Source organism: Saccharopolyspora sp. 6V (assembly GCF_020176785.1).
In the GTDB taxonomy this organism is placed as follows: domain Bacteria; phylum Actinomycetota; class Actinomycetes; order Mycobacteriales; family Pseudonocardiaceae; genus Saccharopolyspora_C; species Saccharopolyspora_C gregorii.
The window spans coordinates 1-16,095 of the sequence record NZ_JAIUKB010000093.1 but is presented as its reverse complement, the minus strand read 5'-3'; the positions used below and the strand labels follow the sequence as shown (position 1 = coordinate 16,095).

General features: G+C 71.3%; 14 protein-coding genes and 2 pseudogenes. 11 read left to right on the top strand and 5 right to left on the bottom strand.

Annotated elements, in window-relative coordinates; genetic code table 11:
- Positions 1–80 precede the first annotated feature (80 nt).
- Both LCD35_RS18470 and LCD35_RS18465 read left to right on the top strand, forming a co-directional pair.
- Complete coding sequence (locus LCD35_RS18470; RefSeq protein ID WP_224959889.1) at positions 81–1,058, top strand: aldo/keto reductase; 978 nt, start codon at positions 81–83, stop codon at positions 1,056–1,058.
- A gap of 716 nt (positions 1,059–1,774) precedes the next feature.
- Positions 1,775–2,047 carry a hypothetical protein gene (locus tag LCD35_RS18465; protein WP_225044529.1) on the top strand — a complete coding sequence of 91 codons (273 nt, stop codon included), beginning with the start codon at positions 1,775–1,777 and terminating at the stop codon, positions 2,045–2,047.
- Positions 2,048–2,610: 563 nt separating this feature from the next.
- Here the strand turns inward: LCD35_RS18465 and LCD35_RS18460 are convergent.
- Together LCD35_RS18460 and LCD35_RS18455 are read right to left on the bottom strand one after the other, a co-directional pair.
- Positions 2,611–3,192, bottom strand: a complete 582-nt coding sequence (locus LCD35_RS18460) for a hypothetical protein (protein ID WP_224968516.1) — start codon at positions 3,190–3,192, stop codon at positions 2,611–2,613.
- A gap of 533 nt (positions 3,193–3,725) precedes the next feature.
- Positions 3,726–4,208: a MarR family winged helix-turn-helix transcriptional regulator gene (locus LCD35_RS18455; protein WP_225044528.1), complete on the bottom strand. Its 483-nt coding sequence runs from the start codon at positions 4,206–4,208 to the stop codon at positions 3,726–3,728.
- Between the two features lie 57 nt (positions 4,209–4,265).
- On the opposite strand from LCD35_RS18455, the gene LCD35_RS18450 reads away from it, so the two are divergent.
- From LCD35_RS18450 to LCD35_RS18430, 5 genes and pseudogenes are all read left to right on the top strand, one after another.
- Positions 4,266–4,718, top strand: a complete 453-nt coding sequence (locus tag LCD35_RS18450; protein WP_225044527.1) for an SRPBCC family protein — start codon at positions 4,266–4,268, stop codon at positions 4,716–4,718.
- Positions 4,719–4,969: 251 nt separating this feature from the next.
- Positions 4,970–6,124 carry an epoxide hydrolase family protein gene (locus LCD35_RS18445; RefSeq protein ID WP_225044526.1) on the top strand — a complete coding sequence of 385 codons (1,155 nt, stop codon included), beginning with the start codon at positions 4,970–4,972 and terminating at the stop codon, positions 6,122–6,124.
- A gap of 35 nt (positions 6,125–6,159) precedes the next feature.
- Complete coding sequence (locus tag LCD35_RS18440) at positions 6,160–7,008, top strand: LLM class flavin-dependent oxidoreductase (protein ID WP_225044525.1); 849 nt, start codon at positions 6,160–6,162, stop codon at positions 7,006–7,008.
- Positions 7,009–7,040: 32 nt separating this feature from the next.
- Positions 7,041–7,787: pseudogene (locus LCD35_RS30510) on the top strand (alpha/beta hydrolase); the annotation flags it as partial.
- A gap of 109 nt (positions 7,788–7,896) precedes the next feature.
- A complete protein-coding gene (locus LCD35_RS18430) occupies positions 7,897–8,502 on the top strand; it encodes a hypothetical protein (protein ID WP_225044564.1) in 606 nt (201 codons plus the stop codon).
- A gap of 133 nt (positions 8,503–8,635) precedes the next feature.
- Here the strand turns inward: LCD35_RS18430 and LCD35_RS18425 are convergent.
- Both LCD35_RS18425 and LCD35_RS18420 read right to left on the bottom strand, forming a co-directional pair.
- Positions 8,636–8,962, bottom strand: a pseudogene (locus LCD35_RS18425) (FCD domain-containing protein); the annotation flags it as partial.
- A 148-nt stretch (positions 8,963–9,110) separates the two neighbouring features.
- Positions 9,111–9,860 carry an HAD family phosphatase gene (locus tag LCD35_RS18420; RefSeq protein WP_225044524.1) on the bottom strand — a complete coding sequence of 250 codons (750 nt, stop codon included), beginning with the start codon at positions 9,858–9,860 and terminating at the stop codon, positions 9,111–9,113.
- 268 nt (positions 9,861–10,128) lie between these two features.
- Between LCD35_RS18420 and LCD35_RS18415 the strand changes: the two genes are divergently transcribed.
- The gene (locus LCD35_RS18415) at positions 10,129–11,133 is read left to right on the top strand and encodes a zinc-dependent alcohol dehydrogenase family protein (protein WP_225044561.1); all 1,005 of its coding nucleotides are present in this window, start codon (positions 10,129–10,131) and stop codon (positions 11,131–11,133) included.
- Positions 11,134–11,208: 75 nt separating this feature from the next.
- Here the strand turns inward: LCD35_RS18415 and LCD35_RS18410 are convergent, their stop codons facing one another.
- On the bottom strand, positions 11,209–12,087 hold the full coding sequence (locus LCD35_RS18410; protein WP_225044523.1) for a universal stress protein: 879 nt from the start codon (positions 12,085–12,087) through the stop codon (positions 11,209–11,211).
- A gap of 261 nt (positions 12,088–12,348) precedes the next feature.
- Between LCD35_RS18410 and LCD35_RS18405 the strand changes: the two genes are divergently transcribed.
- From LCD35_RS18405 to LCD35_RS18395, 3 genes are all read left to right on the top strand, one after another.
- On the top strand, positions 12,349–13,188 hold the full coding sequence (locus tag LCD35_RS18405) for a universal stress protein (protein WP_225044522.1): 840 nt from the start codon (positions 12,349–12,351) through the stop codon (positions 13,186–13,188).
- 16 nt (positions 13,189–13,204) lie between these two features.
- On the top strand, positions 13,205–15,691 hold the full coding sequence (locus LCD35_RS18400; protein WP_224977381.1) for a glycoside hydrolase family 65 protein: 2,487 nt from the start codon (positions 13,205–13,207) through the stop codon (positions 15,689–15,691).
- A gap of 77 nt (positions 15,692–15,768) precedes the next feature.
- Positions 15,769–16,095 (top strand): universal stress protein (locus LCD35_RS18395; protein WP_225044521.1); only part of this gene is annotated, 327 nt, incomplete at its 3' end.

Below are 16,095 nucleotides of genomic sequence, written 5' to 3'. Positions count from 1 at the left end.
GGCGTCCGGGCTCGCCAACACCGCCGGGACCGGTCGCGCCGAACCGACCGAACCCCATTCGTCAGGAGAAGCACGACATCATGAAGCACATCAAGCTGGGAGACCTCGACGTCGCACGGATCGGTCTGGGTGCGATGGGCATGTCCCACGGCCTGACCGGCGCCGGGACCGATGATGCGGAGTCCATCCGCACCGTGCACCGGGCCATCGACCTCGGCGTCACCCTCATCGACACCGCCGAGATCTACGGTCCCTACATCAACGAGGACCTCCTCGGCCAGGCCCTCAAAGGCCACCGGGAGCAGGTCGTCCTGGCCACCAAGTTCGGTCTCGTCTCTCACTCCGGAGCCGGTGCGTGGACGGTGGACTCCAGCCCGGCCAACATCCGGACCGCCGTCGAAGGGTCGCTGAAGCGGTTGGGCACCGACCACATCGACCTGTACTACCAGCACCGCGTCGACCCGAACACCCCGATCGAGGAAACCGTCGGCACCCTGGCGGAACTCGTCGCCGAGGGCAAGATCCGCCACATCGGCCTGTCCGAGGCCGGCCCGGACACCATCCGACGCGCCCACGCCGTCCACCCCGTCACCGCCGTGCAATCCGAGTACTCGCTGTGGACCCGCGGCATCGAGGACCGCGTCCTGCCGGTCCTGCGGGAGCTGGGCATCGGCCTGGTGCCGTTCTCCCCGCTGGGACACGGCTTCCTCACCGGAACCGTCCGCAACGAGAACGACTTCGACGAAGGCGACTTCCGCCGCGGCAACCCCCGCTTCACCGGTGAGAACTTCCGGCGCAACCTGGCCCTCGCCGATGAAGTCCAGACCATCGCCTCAGAGGCAGGAACCACGCCCGCGCAGGTCGCGATCGCCTGGCTGCTCGCCCAGGGCGACGACATCGCCCCCATCCCCGGCACCAAGCGCGTGGCCCGCGTCGAGGAGAACACCGCCGCCGACAGCCTCCAGCTGCCCGCCGATGTCCTGGCCACGCTCTCCAGCCTCCCGCCGGCCGCCGGCGACACCCACACCGAAGCCGGCCTGCGCATGATGGAACGCTGATCAGCCGGCCCGCACCGCTGTGTGCGAGTGGCCCGTACTGCGAGAAGCACCCCGCAGCGCCTAGGGATGCCGCTCCCGACCGCGAGAGTGCCAGGCCGGGCAGGAAGGACCGCTTCTGGACGCTGGACGGGGACGCCAGCCCACGCGAGTGTCGTCGTCCTCGTCCGGTTCGGACGCGTCCGGGCACGCAGCGGGCGCAGGCCGCCGTCGGCCGAGGTGGAAGCGCAGAAGCCGTAGCGGCCGAGCACGTTGCGGTTCGCGTGGCACAGCGGGAAGAGGCGGGCGAGGCCCTCACGCGCTCGCGCCCCCGAGCGGGCAATGCACGCGCCCCTCGGTGGCGGCGTCCAGGTAGCGGGTAATCCACAGCACGGCGGCGTTGAGGACCATGCCGGGCGCGCCGTCGCGGGAAGCATCCCCACGTGCGCGGGGCCGACACGCACATCGGAGAGCGTCACCCGCAGCAGCAGGGAGCATCCCCGGAGGGCTCGCTGAGCGGACCATCGACGTGACCGTTCAGCCGGCGAAGGACGGCGTGATCATTCCTGGTGACATGGTCGACCACGAGTTCATCCCTTGGGCTGTCGACAAGGACGCAGCTGCACACAGGATCCGGGAAGGAGCGCATCACGTGCTCCAGGAAACGGGCCGGTTCTTTCCGGGAGACGTCCGCTGGTTCAGAACGCACAACTACGAAGGGTAGGAACGAGAAGAAAACGTTGATCAGCGACGAGCTGATCGCCGACGTCGTCACGGACGGCGATCTCGACTACATCGACATCACCGTCATCGGTCAGCTCCTGATCCTCGCTACCGTCGCCGCTCCAGAAGGGCTGCGCGCGCAGCGGAGATCACCGTCGACCTGGCCCGCCGGGGACTTCTCGCGTTCGGCACCCCAGACCCGGAATTCCGCCTGTGGAACCTCTCCACCGAAACCGCGGCCGCCCGCCTCCATCCCGAAGCCACCGCCGAGCTTCAGCGCTCGACACTAGCTGGGTCGCGCTCAGATGCAGGTGCTTCCCAGTGGCTCAACTGTCGCCTTGTTGGAGCCGCGAAATGAGGACCGGCTCGAAGAAGCCGGCGACAGGCGGCGCAGGAGGCGTACGTCCTCCTGCGGTACGAGTGCATGCCGCGATGGGGACGGGCTCGGGGAGCCGGTGACAGACCGCGGCGATCCGCGCCCTACTCAATTTCACCTGGCAGGCCGCAATGAGGACCGGCTCGAAGAGCCGGTGACAGCGGATGCGGCTGCGGCTGCGGCTCACCTCGGGCCGACGCCTGCCGCAATGAGGACCGGCTCGGAGAGCCGGTGACAGGGACCCGGCAGTAAGGGTGTTCTGACCTGGGTTTTCAAAGATCGTCGCGAGCGGTTCCGTTCGGAGATCGCGAGGAAACGGTTGTTCGATCTTACCGCATGCCGATCTCGCTCATGAGCTGCGCGAACTCGACGCGAGCGGCTACGCCTGGCCGAGACCGAACCGGACCGCTCGCCCCAGCCGAGCGCGCCCCGACGTCCCGGCCGGGTCGCGCTCGGTCCGCTACGTGCCGGATGGCGTCATCCGTTCCAATCCCGGAACCCGAGGGCCATTCTGGGCGCCCACACGACCGGGATGTACCGAATTTCGCAGATAGACGTGGCGACTTCGACTTCCCGCGGGCTCACCGGCCTGCCGGGTTGTTCGAGCGCCGTCGCCGAGCTGAACCAGGGCGCATCGAGGCCGAGCAGTTCGTAGCGCGGGCTGCTCGGTGTCGCGAGGTCCTTCGGCACGAATTCGGTGCTCTCCTGGTCGTCGGTCGGCGGGATCGTGTTCGCCAGTGCTGCCACGAAGGCCTCGCGCAGCACCGGGTGGTCCGGGACGAGGATGTTCGCAGGCAACGGAGCCTTGCGTTCGCGTTCGGTCGTGGTGAGGCGCATGGCGCGGGCCATCATCTGCGAGATGAACAGCGGTGCGGTGACGTTGGTGGCGTAGGCGATGGTGGAGACCTGCGGGCAGTCGAACCCTTCGGTGATCATCCGGACGGCGACGATCCCGCAGGACCGGTTCTCCTGAGCGGCGAGCTGCAGGGTGCGCAGCGCGCCGGGTTCGTCGGAGGTGACCAGCCGCGCGAAATTCCGCCCGGTGACCCGGTTCAACACCAGCGCCGCCGATCGGGCGGCCTCTTGGCCGGGGCTCGGGTGTACGTGGCACCCACGGGCACCCGCTGCCTCAAGAGTCCCCGTATCACCGGAGGCGATCCGGTACCTGCCGCGCTACCTGGACGGCGGATGGGATACCCGGCCCTGACGAGCCGTTGTGGCGGACGAGGCGCGGCCGGTGTCGTATCGGGCGATGCGGCGAATTCTCCAGCGGGCCAACGAAAATCTGGGCACGAACCTCTGCACGACGTGCGGCACACGGCGTCGACCCGGATGGCCGACGCCCCGGAGATGCCCTTCCCGACGTCCAGGCCGTCCTGCGGGAGGCCAGCGTCGAGAGCACGGGCCGCTATCTGACCGTTCGGGTGGAGGACATGTTCGACAAGCTCCAGGAACACCACACCCGGCCCCGCCCGCAGAGCTCCTACGCCGCCAACTACGCGGAGGCGGACATCGAGGTGGCATTCGGCGGCTGAGAAGTACACGCGGCGCAACCGCCGGTCTCCGGCATGCACGCCCGCGGCGCTGACAGGTCAGGACAGCTCGGATTCGAGGCGGCGCTGTAGTTCGCCGAGGGTCTCGCGTGCGAGGTCGAGCCGTTCCGGATCGAGGCCTTCGGTGGTGCGCAGGGCCAGATGGGTGTAGGCCGCCTGCATCCTGTGCAGGGCGGCGCGGCCGGTCGGGGTGACTTCGAGCAGCTTGGCCCGCTGGTGCGCGGGGTTGGGCCGATAGCAAGCGAGGCCGTCCTCGACGAGCAGGTCCGCGACGCGCTGCACGCCCTGACGCGTGTGGCCGAGCCGGCAGGCGATGGCCCCCACCGGGGCGGCTTCGTGCTCGACCTCAGCCAGGACCTGCCAACGCGCCAAGCTCTGACCGGTGGGCCGGGCGATGCCGTTGCCGACCGCCTCGACGACGTCGGCGAGCCTGCCGACCTGGTCGACCAGTGCGGCGTAGGCATCGCATGCTTGATCACCACTCTTGACAACATGTTGTCGTCTCGCTAGCTTGTCGGACATGACAATATGTTGTCATGTGAGCGCCTCGGCCCGCAACAGGTGAACCAGGAGAACCGAATGCCCTCCGCACCCCGCCCACTTCTGATCTCCCGCGACATCATCATCGCCGCACCACCCTCGGCGGTGTTCTCCGCACTCGCCAATCCGCACCGCCACGCCGATTTCGACGGTTCGGGCACCGTGCGGAACACGGTCTCGGGCCCGGTCCGGCTGAACCTGGGCGACACGTTCAAGACAGCCATGAAGCTGTTCGGCGTGCACTACCGGATCGTCAACACGGTCGTCGAGTTCGAGGCGGATCGGCGCATCGCGTGGTGCCACCCCGGCAAGCACCGCTGGCGCTACGAACTCGACGAGGTCGACGGCGACACGCGGGTGACCGAGACCTGCGACCTCACCACCTCGCCGGTCCGCGGACTACTCGTGCGCACACCGTGGCCCCGCTGGAACGCCGAGGGCATCGAGAAGAGCCTGCCGCGGCTCAAGGCACTGGTCGAGAACGGCGCCTGAACCCCGCAAGCCGGGCCGACCCCACCCGACTCGCCCACCAGCAGCTCGACCTGCGGCCGACGGCCGGCCACATCGCCGCACGATCACCCGGGCACTCGCATTGCCGCGGCATCTCACCACTGCGACATGTTCTCCCCGCTGTTCACATGTCGCTGAATTCTCCACGCGCAGGGTCGCACCTTCGCCGCGCGCCCAACACCACCGTCCGCGTTTGCCGCCGCAGTGCGGACCTCACAACCCAGGAGAGTCGAATGGCATCCGAACCTCGCCCATTCCGGATCAACATCCCTGACGAAGACCTCGTGGACCTGGCAGAGCGGCTGGACCGCACCCGTTGGCCCGATGAGCTGCCCGGCGCCGGTTGGTCCTACGGCGTCAACAAGGCGTGGTTGAGGGATCTGGCCGATCACTGGCGCACGGGCTACGACTGGCGAGCGCACGAGGCCGCGCTGAACGCGCACCCGCAGTTCACCGTCGAGCTCGACGGGCAGAACATCCACTTCCTGCACGTCCGCTCGCCCGAGCCGGACGCGACGCCCTTGATCATCACGCACGGGTGGCCCAGCACGGTCGCCGACTTCCACGCGATCCTCGGACCGCTGACCGATCCCCGCGCACACGGCGGCGACCCTGCCGACGCCTTTCACGTAGTCGCGCCCTCGCTGCCCGGGTACGCCTTCTCCGGCCCGACCCACGAGCGCGGCTGGGGTGTCCACCGCACCGCCCGCGCTTGGGCTGAGCTGATGAGCAAGCTGGGGTATGAGCGCTACGCGGTCCAGGGCGGGGATTTCGGCAGTCTCATCGCACCCGAGCTGGGTCGGGTGGCCGGTGAACGGGTGATCGGGGTCCACGTCAACGCGTTGGCCTTCGCCGCCTGGCCCATGTCCCCCGACGAACGTGAACTGCTCAGCGAAACCGATCGCGAACGGGCGCTCGACCACGAGCGGTGGTGGTACGGGCGCTCCGGCTACATGCACGAGATGAGCACCCGCCCGCAGACGATCGCCTACGCGCTCAACGACTCGCCGGTCGGGCAGCTGGCCTGGAACCTGGAGTGGTTCGTCGACTACGACCCCGCGCAGACCGAGCAGACCCCCGTCGACCGGGACGCGATCCTGACCAACGTCACCATCTTCTGGCTGACCAGGACCGCGGGCTCGGCGGCACGCCTATACTTCGAGGCCGGAGCCGAGCTGCTGGCGGGGAGGCCGTCGCCATCGGGCGCTGCGACGGCGGTGGCGAACTTCCCCGGGGACAACGCCATCCAGGACCTGGCGCGACTGTCCAATGTGGTCACACGCTGGCGGGAGCACGACCAGGGCGGGCACTTCCCCGCCCTGCAAGCACCGGAGGTGCTCATCGCCGACATCCGGGAATTCTTCCGCTCCCTTCCTGGCACGCCCTGACCGGCGGATCGCCCCAACCGCAGAGAGGAATCGCTGTGCAGATCGGCATCGGACTTCCGAATCAGGTGCGTGATGTCACCGCATCGACCATTCCGCGCTGGGCCGCGCGGGCTGAGGAAGCGGAGTTCTCCACCCTCGCCACGACCGGGCGCTACGCGTACCCGGGTGTGAGTGACACCGTCGCGCTCGCGGCCGCGGCGGGGGCGACCACCACGATCGGACTGCTCAGCGCGGTCCTGCTGGCCCCGACGTGGCCTGGGGCCTTGCTGGCCAAGGAGATCGCGGGCATCGACGGTGTTTCCGGCGGCCGTCTCACGCTCGGCGTCGGCGTCGGCTCGCGCGAAGACGAATTCACCGTGCCCGGGCACGAGCTGCACGGTCGCGGCGCGCGGTTGGAATCCGACCTGGCGACCTACCGCGAGGTCTGGGCCGGCGCCCCGGTCGGCAACGGACCGAACCCAGCCGTGCCATCGGGAACCCGGCGGGTCCCCATGCTGTTCGGCGGGTACACCGCTCGCGCGCTGGACCGCATGGTGCGCTGGGGCGAGGGCTACATCGGCGGTTCGCTGCCGCCGGCCATGACGGCGCCGCGCTTCGAGGCGGCGAAGCGGGCCTGGCAGGAGGCAGGCCGCCAGGGCGCCCCGAAACTCGTCGTGCTCGCCTACTTCGCACTGGGCGACACCGAGGCCGGACGGGCGAACATCCAGGACTTCTACCGGCTGGCCCCGAAGGAGATCGCCACCAACGCGGTGCTCTGCACCACCAGGGAGACGATCGAGCAGACCATCACGGTCTACACCGGCCTCGGTGTCGACGAGATCATTTTCGTTCCCGCCACGGACGATCCCGACGAGATCACCCGGCTCGCCGACATCGTCACCTGAACAGCCGGCAGGGAGCCGACATTCCGACCCGCATGGCAGCGAATGCCCAGCGCGGCCCACCGCGCGCGATGCCGCTCCCACTCCCAGCAGCAGGCAGCAGACCTCTACCGCGTCACTCCCTAGATCGCTCCGCCTCGGCCACCCGGTGCAGGCGATCGGCGGTGATCTTGCAGAGTTGTTCCGTGGTGGCCTCGTCGATGCTGTGGGTGATCGCGCTTTCGAGGACGAAGGTCGCGGCAGCGAATTCCGCGGTGCGGTGTTCGGCGGTCAGGGAGTCGGCGAGTTGTCTGCTCGAAGAGGTTCTCGAAGCGCCGGTGGAAGCCGGTGTGCCACTCGCGGACCGACTCCGAGACGGCGACCCGGTTGTGCACCGTGGCGACCAGGTGCTCGACCGGCCGCAGCCTCTCGATCAACCAGCGGAACTGCTCGGCGAGCGGACGGTCCGCCAGCGAGGCGTGCTCGTGCAGCAGCGCTTGGAAATAGCGGTCGGCGACGGCCACGAGCAACTCGTCCTTGTCGCCCTGGTGGTCATGGCGCACGGACTCGGCGCCATGCGGGAGTGGCGGCTGAACACGTTCGCGGAGCGGTTCGCCGAGCAGGACTGGATGGTGCTGGTGTTCGACTACCGGTACCTGGGGGCCAGCGAGGGCTCGCCTCGACAGCTGCTCGACATCAACGATCAGCTCGACGATCGGCGAGCCGCACTGGCCTACGGCCGGTCGCTGCCAGGAGTCGACACCGATCGGATCGCGGTGTGGGGAACCTCGTTCGGCGGAGGCCATGCGCTGCGGATCGCGAGTGAGGACCACCAGCTGGCCGCTGTGGTGGCCCAGTGCCGTTCACCGACGGCCTTCGCTGTTCTCACGTTTCCGCAGCTCACCGTTGAGCATGCTGTGGCTCATCGCCGCCGGGGTGCTCGACACCGTGGGGTCCTTGTTCGGCGCGAAGCCGGTGCTCGCTCCGGTGGTGGGTGTGTGGTGGATGCCCGCCTACCTCGTGTCGCCGAGCGCGATCGCCGAAGCGTCGCGGCTGCTGCCCCCGGGAACCCGGCTCTCCCCCCGGACCTCCGCGGCCGTGACCAAGATGTCGTCGCTGGGGAGGGGACTGTCGAAGAACGTCGAGACCGGTGGCGATCCCGTCCGGCCTGTTGACGCCGGGGTCGGCCGCGACACCCTCTGGGGCGTCCTCAAAGGACCCGGCGGCGGGGCCGACAGCGCCAACGGGGTCGCGGCCCGGTTAGCGCTGCGGCTACCGCCGTACCGGCCGGGAAAGGACCTGCCGAAGATCACCGCGCCCACCCTGCTGTGCGTGTGCGAGGACGACCGGGCCGCACCCGCCGACACCAAAACCCGGCTCGCCGCCGGGCAGGACCACGTGCAGATCGGCCGCTACGAGGGCGACCACTTCGACATCTACGTGGGCGACCTGTTCGAGCGCGCGGTGCGCGACCAGACCGCCTTCCTGGCAACGCAATTCGGCCGGAGCACGCGGTGAGCGGACAGCCGGGCACCAGCCTGATTCCAGCAGGCCCGAAGGCCACATGCGCACGTATCCGGCCGCGATCAGGCCACCGAGATCGTTGACCTGCAACGACAAAGGTGCGTGATACCGGGATTCGGCGCCGGCGTCAGCTGGCTTCGGAGCCCGCTTCCGGGAAGCCGCGGCGTTCCCGGTGTTCGCGGGCGTCGATGGCGGAGCCGGTGAGGCTGCGCTCGATGTGCGCGCGCACGAGCTCGCGCGCTCCAGGCGCATCGGCGGCGGCGATGAGGTCGCACAGCTCGTGGTGTTCGCGGTGGTCGCGGGTGCGGGGTTCGTCGCCGGGCGGGAGTTCCAGCCCGATCCGCCGGTAGCGGTCGGACTTGTCCCAGACGTCGTCGAGCATCTTGATCAGCACGTCGTTGTGCGAGGCGGCGTAGAGGGCGCGGTGGAACGCCCGGTGGGCGGTCAGGGCCTCCTCACCCCAGGCGCGGGCGACGGGGAGGCGGGCGACGGGGCCATCGCGGCAACGCCGGCTTCAGCGGCCCCTGGTGGGCTCGGTGGCACCGGAGTGCTGCACCACGCGCGTGCCCGGGCGCCCTGGTCCGGTGAGGACGGCGGCATCCTCAGCGCTCGCAAGGCGATGCGCCGTCCACCGCTACCTCGCGCAGCGAACGCACCACCACGTCCGCGCCGGAATCTCGCAGGGATCCGGGGTCCGCGGCGGTGGCCACGCCGATGACGAGGCCGAACCCACCGGCACGACCGGCTCGGACACCCACCGCCGCGTCCTCGAGGACCGCTGATCGCCGGGGAGCGCACCCGAGCCTGCGGGCGGCTTCCAGGTACGTCGCCGGATCCGGTTTGCCGCGCAGACCCAGCTCCGCCGCCACGACGCCGTCGACCGAGACGTCGAACAACCCGGCGATGCCCGCACCGTCCAGCACCAGCGCGCAGTTGCGGCTGGCCGACACGACCGCCGTCCGCACGCGCCGCGCGCGCAACGACGTGACCAGCTCCACCGCACCGTCCAGCACACGCGCGCCGTGGGCGCCGACCGCGTCGCGGAAGTACCGGTCCTTGAGCTTCCCCAGCCCTACCAGCGTTTCGTGCCCCGGAGGGTCGGATGGGGAACCGGCCGGGAGGTCGATCCCCCTGGATCCCAGGAATGCACGCACACCGTCGTCCCGAGGTCTGCCGTCGACGTGGCGCAGGTAGTCCTCCTCGGTGAACGGGCCGGGACGCTCCCCTCGACCCGCCAGGTACTGGTCGAACAGCCGCTTCCACGCCGCGCGGTGCACCGAGGCCGTGTCGGTCAGCACCCCGTCGAGGTCGAACAACGCCGCGCCGTGCTCGTGCGGATCGATGCGGACCACTACCACCGCTCCCCCGTCACGTCGGGCCGATCGCCGCCGGCGCCCGGTCGCCGCATCGACTGCTGCTCCGGGATGCCCGCCGCCCGCGTTCCGGGAAACGACGCTTCCGCCGATCGGAATCCGCCACCGGGAGCGGGGCCGATGTTCTCTGGTACCAGCGGTCGGCGCGTGCCAGGTTGGTACCCGCAGGACATCGGTCGAGGCCGGCGGCCCGGACGGGGACGGCGGGCCGCCCCGGGAGGACGGGATGGCATCCATCGCCGACACCATGAACGCGTGGATCGTGCGCGAGCCCGGTCCGCTCGCGGAGCAGCCGTTGCGCTGGGTGCTGCGCCCCGTCCCCTCCCGGGACTCCGGCGAGCTGCTGGTGCGGGTGCTGGCCTGCGGGGTGTGCCGCACCGACCTGCACCTCGCCGAGGGCGACCTGCCCGCCCACCGTCGGCCCGTCGTGCCGGGCCACGAAGTCGTCGGAGAAGTAGTGGCCTGCGACCCGGCCGCCACCGGTTTCGACTTGGGCGAACGGGTCGGCATCCCGTGGTTGCGGGGCACGTGCGGTCGATGCGGGTTCTGCTTGCGGGGAAGGGAGAACCTCTGCCCCCGCTCGCGCTTCACCGGCTGGGACGCCGACGGGGGCTATGCCGAGTTCACCACGGTGCCCGCCGCCTACGCCTACCGGTTGCCTGCCGGGTACACCGACGCCGAGGTGGCACCGCTGCTGTGCGCCGGGGTGATCGGCTACCGGGCGTGGCGCCGAGCTCGGGTCCCCGCGGGCGGAGTGCTGGGCCTGTACGGGTTCGGCGCGAGTGCCCACCTGACCGCCCAAGTCGCCGTGGCCGGCGGCGCACGCGTGCACGTGCTCACCCGGTCCGCGCGCGCCCGGGCGCTCGCGCTCGACCTGGGGGCGGCCACCGCCGGTGGCTTGGCGGACGAACCACCGGAACCGCTGGACTCGGCGGTGCTGTTCGCCCCCGTCGGCGAGCTGGTTCCCGTGGCGCTGGCCGCCTTGCGGCGCGGCGGGACGCTGGCGATCGCCGGCATCCACCTGACGACGATCCCGGAGCTCGACTACCAGCGGCACCTGTTCCACGAACGCGCGCTGTGCAGCGTCACCGCGAACACCCGGGGCGACGGGGTGGACTTCCTGCGCTTCGCCGACCGGCACCGCCTGCGGGTGACGACCACGCCGTACCGGCTGGACCGGGCCGACGCGGCGCTGCGGGACCTGGCCGACGATCGCGTGCACGGGGCCGCCGTCCTGCTGCCAGGCGGCTGAGTCCGAAGCGGCGAGCCGCTGGGCCGCTGAGTCCGAAGCGGCGAGCCGCTGGGCACCGGGACCGAGCCGCGTGCGTCAGGGCACGACGGCGACGGGGCACGGCGCCCGGTGGGCGACCGCACGGCCGGTGGAGCCCACCATCGCCGCGTGCATCAGGAACCGGCCGTGCCGTCCCACGACCACGAGCCCCGCTTCCCGTGCGTGGCGCAGCAGCAGCTCCGCCGGGAGCTCCGTCGTCGTGACCTCGTGCCGCACCGGGACGTCGGGGTACTGCTCCTGCCACCCGGCGAGGGACTCGGCGAGCTGCCGTTCGCAGCCGCGGGTGACGTCGGTCCAATCGAGGCTCCACCTGGCCGGGGCGATCGCGTCCCGCGGCAACTCGTCCCAGGCGAGAGCCGCGACGAGTTCGGCACCGTGCCGCGCCGCGTGGTCGAAGGCGAATCCCACGGCCCGGGCGCTGATCCGGGAGCCGTCGACGCCGACCACGACTCGGTGGCGTTCCGCCCACTCCGTCCCGCGGACGAAGACGACGGGCACCGCGGAGCCCCGCAGCAGCTCGTCGGACGTGGACCCGAGCAGGCAGTGGTGCAGCCGCCCGTGCTGTGCGGGTCCGAGCACGAGCAGGTCGCCGTCCTCCGCGGCTTCCCGCAACACCAGCGCGGGGTGCCCGAGCCGGCTCTCGCCCGTGATGGTCAACTCCGGCCAGTCCCGCGCGCACTCCGCGACCGTCCCGCTCACCTCGTGCTCCACGTCCGCGTGCAGCAGTCCGAAGTCGACGGGCTCGGCGGGGAAGTGGATCCGCGTCAGCTCCTCCAGCGGCGTGGAGAACGCGCGCACGAGGTGCAGTTCTCGCCGCCGCACCGCGGCTTCGCGGCACGCCCACCGCAGCGCTTGCCGGGATCCGGGCATTCCGCTGAACCCCGCGACGACCGGGCCGGGCCGGGCACTGCTCATGCCACCTCCTCCACGAGGAACCACCTCACGGTCGCACCGCCGAAGGGCGCCCGGAACGGGCTTTCGTCCATGCCTGCGCACCGCCGCACGTGCCGGGTCCTGGACCCGCGGCGATGGCATCCGTCCGCTCCCGCCGCGATCGCGGAGCGGCGCGCCGAGCGGTTCCACCCGCGCCCGCTCGCCACCGCCGAAGGAGACCGGGCGCCGAGATGCCCCGGGCAGGTGCCTTTGCCAGCCTGGAGACGAGGAAAGGGGGATGCGATGCCGGGGTGCGCGATCGCGGTGGACGGCACGCCCGAATCCGAGCGCGCGGTCGAGTGGGCCTGCGCGAACGCGGCGCTCTGCGGCGACGAGCTGCTGTTGATCACCATCGGCACCGGCCCGCATCCGGACGGGACCCGTCCCGGCTGGCTGACCGATCTCGCCGCGCAGACCCGTGAACGCAACGGCGCGCCTCGACGAGTGCGCGTCGAGGCGCGGACCGGCCGGGCCGTTCCCCGGATCCTGGAGGTGGCGCGCCACGCATCGCTGCTGGTGCTCGGATCGCGTGGACACCGGGCGCTGCACGACGCCGTGCTCGGCTCGGTGGCCCTGGAAGTCGCGACGCGCTCCCCGTGCCCGGCGGTGGTGGTGCGCGGGGCGGCCGAGCAGGTGCGGCGCGAGACCGTCGTGGCCGGTGTCGACGGGTCGGTCCACGGGGACCGCGCCCTGGAATTCGCCTGCGAGGCGGCGGAAGCGCTGCGCTGCGACGTGGTTGCGGTGCAGGCGGCGCCGGATTCGGCGTTCATCACCGGCCCGTTCGAGCACCCGGACCGCGAGGAACTGGTCGAGCGCGCGGAGCGCGCACTTGCTGAAGCGGTGGCCGGGTTCGCCCCGGACCACCCCGACGTCGCCGTGCGCCGCCTCACCAGCTCGATGGACCCGATCTCCGCCTTGACCGAGGCCACGAGCGGTGCCCGTCTGCTGGTCGTGGGGCGTCGCGGATCCGGTGGGTTCTCCGAGGCGCTGCTGGGATCGGTCTCGCGCGGCGTGCTGCACCGGGCTGCCTGCCCGGTCGCCGTGGTGCCGCTGGAAGGTGCGCGCCCCGGCCGGAGCGGCTGAGCGGAGGCCGGGCCTGATGACCGATGATCGCGCGTGGACGTTCAGCGGCTTCGACCCCGCCGACGAGGGGCGGCGGGAGGCGCTGTGCGTGCTGGGCAACGGCTACTTCGCCACCCGCGGGGCGGCTCCGGAGGCGGAGGACGACGGGGTGCACTACCCGGGCACGTACGCGGCGGGGTGCTACGACCGCCGGACCGCCGAGGTCGCCGGGCAGGAGATCACCACGGAGTCGATGGTGAACCTGCCGAACTGGTTGCCGCTGACGTTCCGCTTCGACGACGGCGACTGGTTCGACCTGAGCCGGTGCACGCTGCTGGAGCACGAGATCGAACTGGACCTCGAACGGGGGCTGCTGAGCAGGCGGTGCCGGTTCCGCGACCGGGCCGGGCGCACCACGACCTTGACGCAGCGCCGCATCGTCCACATGGGTCTCCCGCACCTGGCGGCGCTGGAGACCACGCTCGTTCCCGAGGACCACAGCAGCACCATCACCTTCCGCAGCGGCCTCGACGGCCGGGTGCGCAACACCGGAGTCGCCCGGTACGAAGCGCTGGAGGGTGCTCACCTCACCGGATTCGAGGTGCACGAGCACTCGCCCGAAACCCTCGGCCTGCGGGCTCGCACCGCCTGGTCGCGCATCGAAGTCGCCGAAGCGGCACGCACCCGCGTCAGGACCGACCGCCGGGAGCCGAGCCCTCCGCGAACGACCGTGGTGGAAGCCGACCGCATCGCGCACGAGCTCGTGGTGGCCGCGCGGCCCGGCGAGCGCGTCGTGATCGAGAAGGTCGTGGCGCTGCACACCTCGCGCGACCGTGCGATCTCGGAGCCGGCGGCGGAGTCCGCGGAGCTGGTCGCCGAGGCCGGCGGGTTCGAATCGCTGCTGGAGACGCACCGTGCGGCCTGGCTCAAGTCGTGGCGGGCCTTCCGCTGCGGGATCCGCGGCGCCGGGGACATCCGCCGCGCGGTACGCCTGCACCTGTTCCACCTCCTCCAGACGATCTCGCCGAACAGCGCCGACCTGGACGTGGGCGTCCCCGCTCGGGGTCTGCACGGCGAGGCGTACCGGGGCCACGTGTTCTGGGACGAGCTGTTCGTGCTGCCGGTTCTGGCGTTGCGCGCCGCCGACGAGGCTCGCGCGTTGCTGCTGTACCGGTACCGGCGGCTGCACCAGGCGCGCAGCGCCGCACGCCGCACCGGGCGGGTCGGCGCGATGTTCCCGTGGCAGAGCGGCAGCAATGGCCGGGAGGAGAGCCAACGCCTGCACCTCAACCCGCGATCGCGGCGGTGGCTGACCGACGACACCCACTTGCAGCGGCACATCGGCATCGCGATCGCGTACAACACGTGGCACTACTACCAGTCGACCGCGGACACGGCGTTCCTCCGCGACTTCGGCGCGGAGCTGATCCTGGACATCACCCGGTTCGCCGCCGGCCTCGCCCGCTACGACCCGAGCCGGGACCACTACGTCGTCGAAGGAGTGGTCGGCCCGGACGAATACCACACCGCCTACCCGGGCGCCGCCACCGCCGGGATCGACAACAACGCCTACACCAACGTCATGCTCGCGTGGCTGTGCCGGACGGCCGCCCGGGTGCTCACCGTTCTCGCGCCGGAGCGCCGACGGGAGCTCATGGCCGAGCTGGGACTGCGCGAAGCCGAGATCGCTCGTTGGAAGCGGTTGTCCCGCAAGCTGTTCGTGCCCTTCCACGACGGCATCCCGAGCCAGTTCGAGGGCTACCACGAGCTGGCCGAGCTCGACTGGCACGGCTACCGGCGGCGCTACGGCGACATCCGGCGCCTGGACCGCATCCTGGAGGCCGAGGGCGACGACCCGAACCGCTACCAGGCCTCCAAGCAGGCCGATGTGCTCATGCTGTTCTACCTGCTGTCCGCGGAAGAGCTGCGCGACGTCCTCGCGGGACTGGGCTATCCGTTCCCGGCCCACCGGATCCCGGAGACGATCGAGCACTACCTGCGGCGCACCAGTCACGGCTCGACCCTCAGCTCCGTGGTGCACGCCTGGGTGCTGGCCAGGTCCGACCGGCAGCGGGCGTGGGAGCACTTCCACCGGGTGCTGGAGGCCGACGTGCACGACACCCGCGGCGGCAGCACCCGCGAAGGTGTCCACCTCGCCGCGATGGCCGGGACCATCGACCTGCTCCAGCGCTGCTTCGCCGGGGTCGAGGCCAGACAGGAGGCGCTGCGGCTCGACCCGTGCTGGCCACCGGAGCTGGGCGAGCTGGAGCTCGACCTGCGCTACCGGGAGCACCCGGTGTCCCTGTCGGTCACCGGCCGCACCGCGGTGGTGCGGGTCGGCCGAGGCGGCCCCACCGGCGGCTCGATCAGGTGCGCCTGCGGGGACTGCGAGGTGGAGCTGGCCCCCGGTGACGTCGCGACGTTCCGCTGGGAGCGGGGGGAGGCCGCTCGGGTGCGGGTCCGCCACGACAGGACGGGACCGGGCACCGCCACGGCGGATCGGCGGAACCGCTCCGCGGGCTGAACGACCGCCGCCGCATCGCGTCCCGCGCGGCTCGGTCGTACCTTCGCTGCGGGGCCGATGCCGGGAGGTGCGCGATCGTGACCGGACAGCGGAAGGCAGGAATCGTGGTCGGTGTGGACGGATCCGCCCCCGCCTTCGGCGCGGTGGAGTGGGCCGCCCGGGAAGCCGAGCTGCGGGGGCTTCCGGTGCGGCTGCTCGCGGTGCTGCCGGACGAGGTCACCCCGCGGGACGACGAAGGAGCCCGCCGCCGAGCGCGCGACGTGCTCGACACCGCCGAGCGGGTCGCGCGCGGACGTGCGCCGGCCGTGGGGGGGGGGGGGGGGGGGGCGCGCGGGGATCCCGTCAGTCGCGTTCGTAGTCCTCGTCATCGGGGACCACCAGCTGCTGGTCCGCGAGATCGGCCG

Bases quoted from the DNA above. Each gene is read 5' to 3' on its own strand.
- LCD35_RS18445 (WP_225044526.1), top strand. From the start codon at position 4,970: ATGGCATCCGAACCTCGCCCATTCCGGATCAACATCCCTGACGAAGAC.
- LCD35_RS18430 (WP_225044564.1), top strand. From the start codon at position 7,897: ATGCTGTGGCTCATCGCCGCCGGGGTGCTCGACACCGTGGGGTCCTTG.
- LCD35_RS18400 (WP_224977381.1), top strand. From the start codon at position 13,205: ATGACCGATGATCGCGCGTGGACGTTCAGCGGCTTCGACCCCGCCGAC.
- LCD35_RS18410 (WP_225044523.1), bottom strand. From the start codon at position 12,087: ATGAGCAGTGCCCGGCCCGGCCCGGTCGTCGCGGGGTTCAGCGGAATG.
- LCD35_RS18470 (WP_224959889.1), top strand. From the start codon at position 81: ATGAAGCACATCAAGCTGGGAGACCTCGACGTCGCACGGATCGGTCTG.
- LCD35_RS18455 (WP_225044528.1), bottom strand. From the start codon at position 4,208: ATGTCCGACAAGCTAGCGAGACGACAACATGTTGTCAAGAGTGGTGAT.
- LCD35_RS18450 (WP_225044527.1), top strand. From the start codon at position 4,266: ATGCCCTCCGCACCCCGCCCACTTCTGATCTCCCGCGACATCATCATC.
- LCD35_RS18415 (WP_225044561.1), top strand. From the start codon at position 10,129: ATGAACGCGTGGATCGTGCGCGAGCCCGGTCCGCTCGCGGAGCAGCCG.
- LCD35_RS18405 (WP_225044522.1), top strand. From the start codon at position 12,349: ATGCCGGGGTGCGCGATCGCGGTGGACGGCACGCCCGAATCCGAGCGC.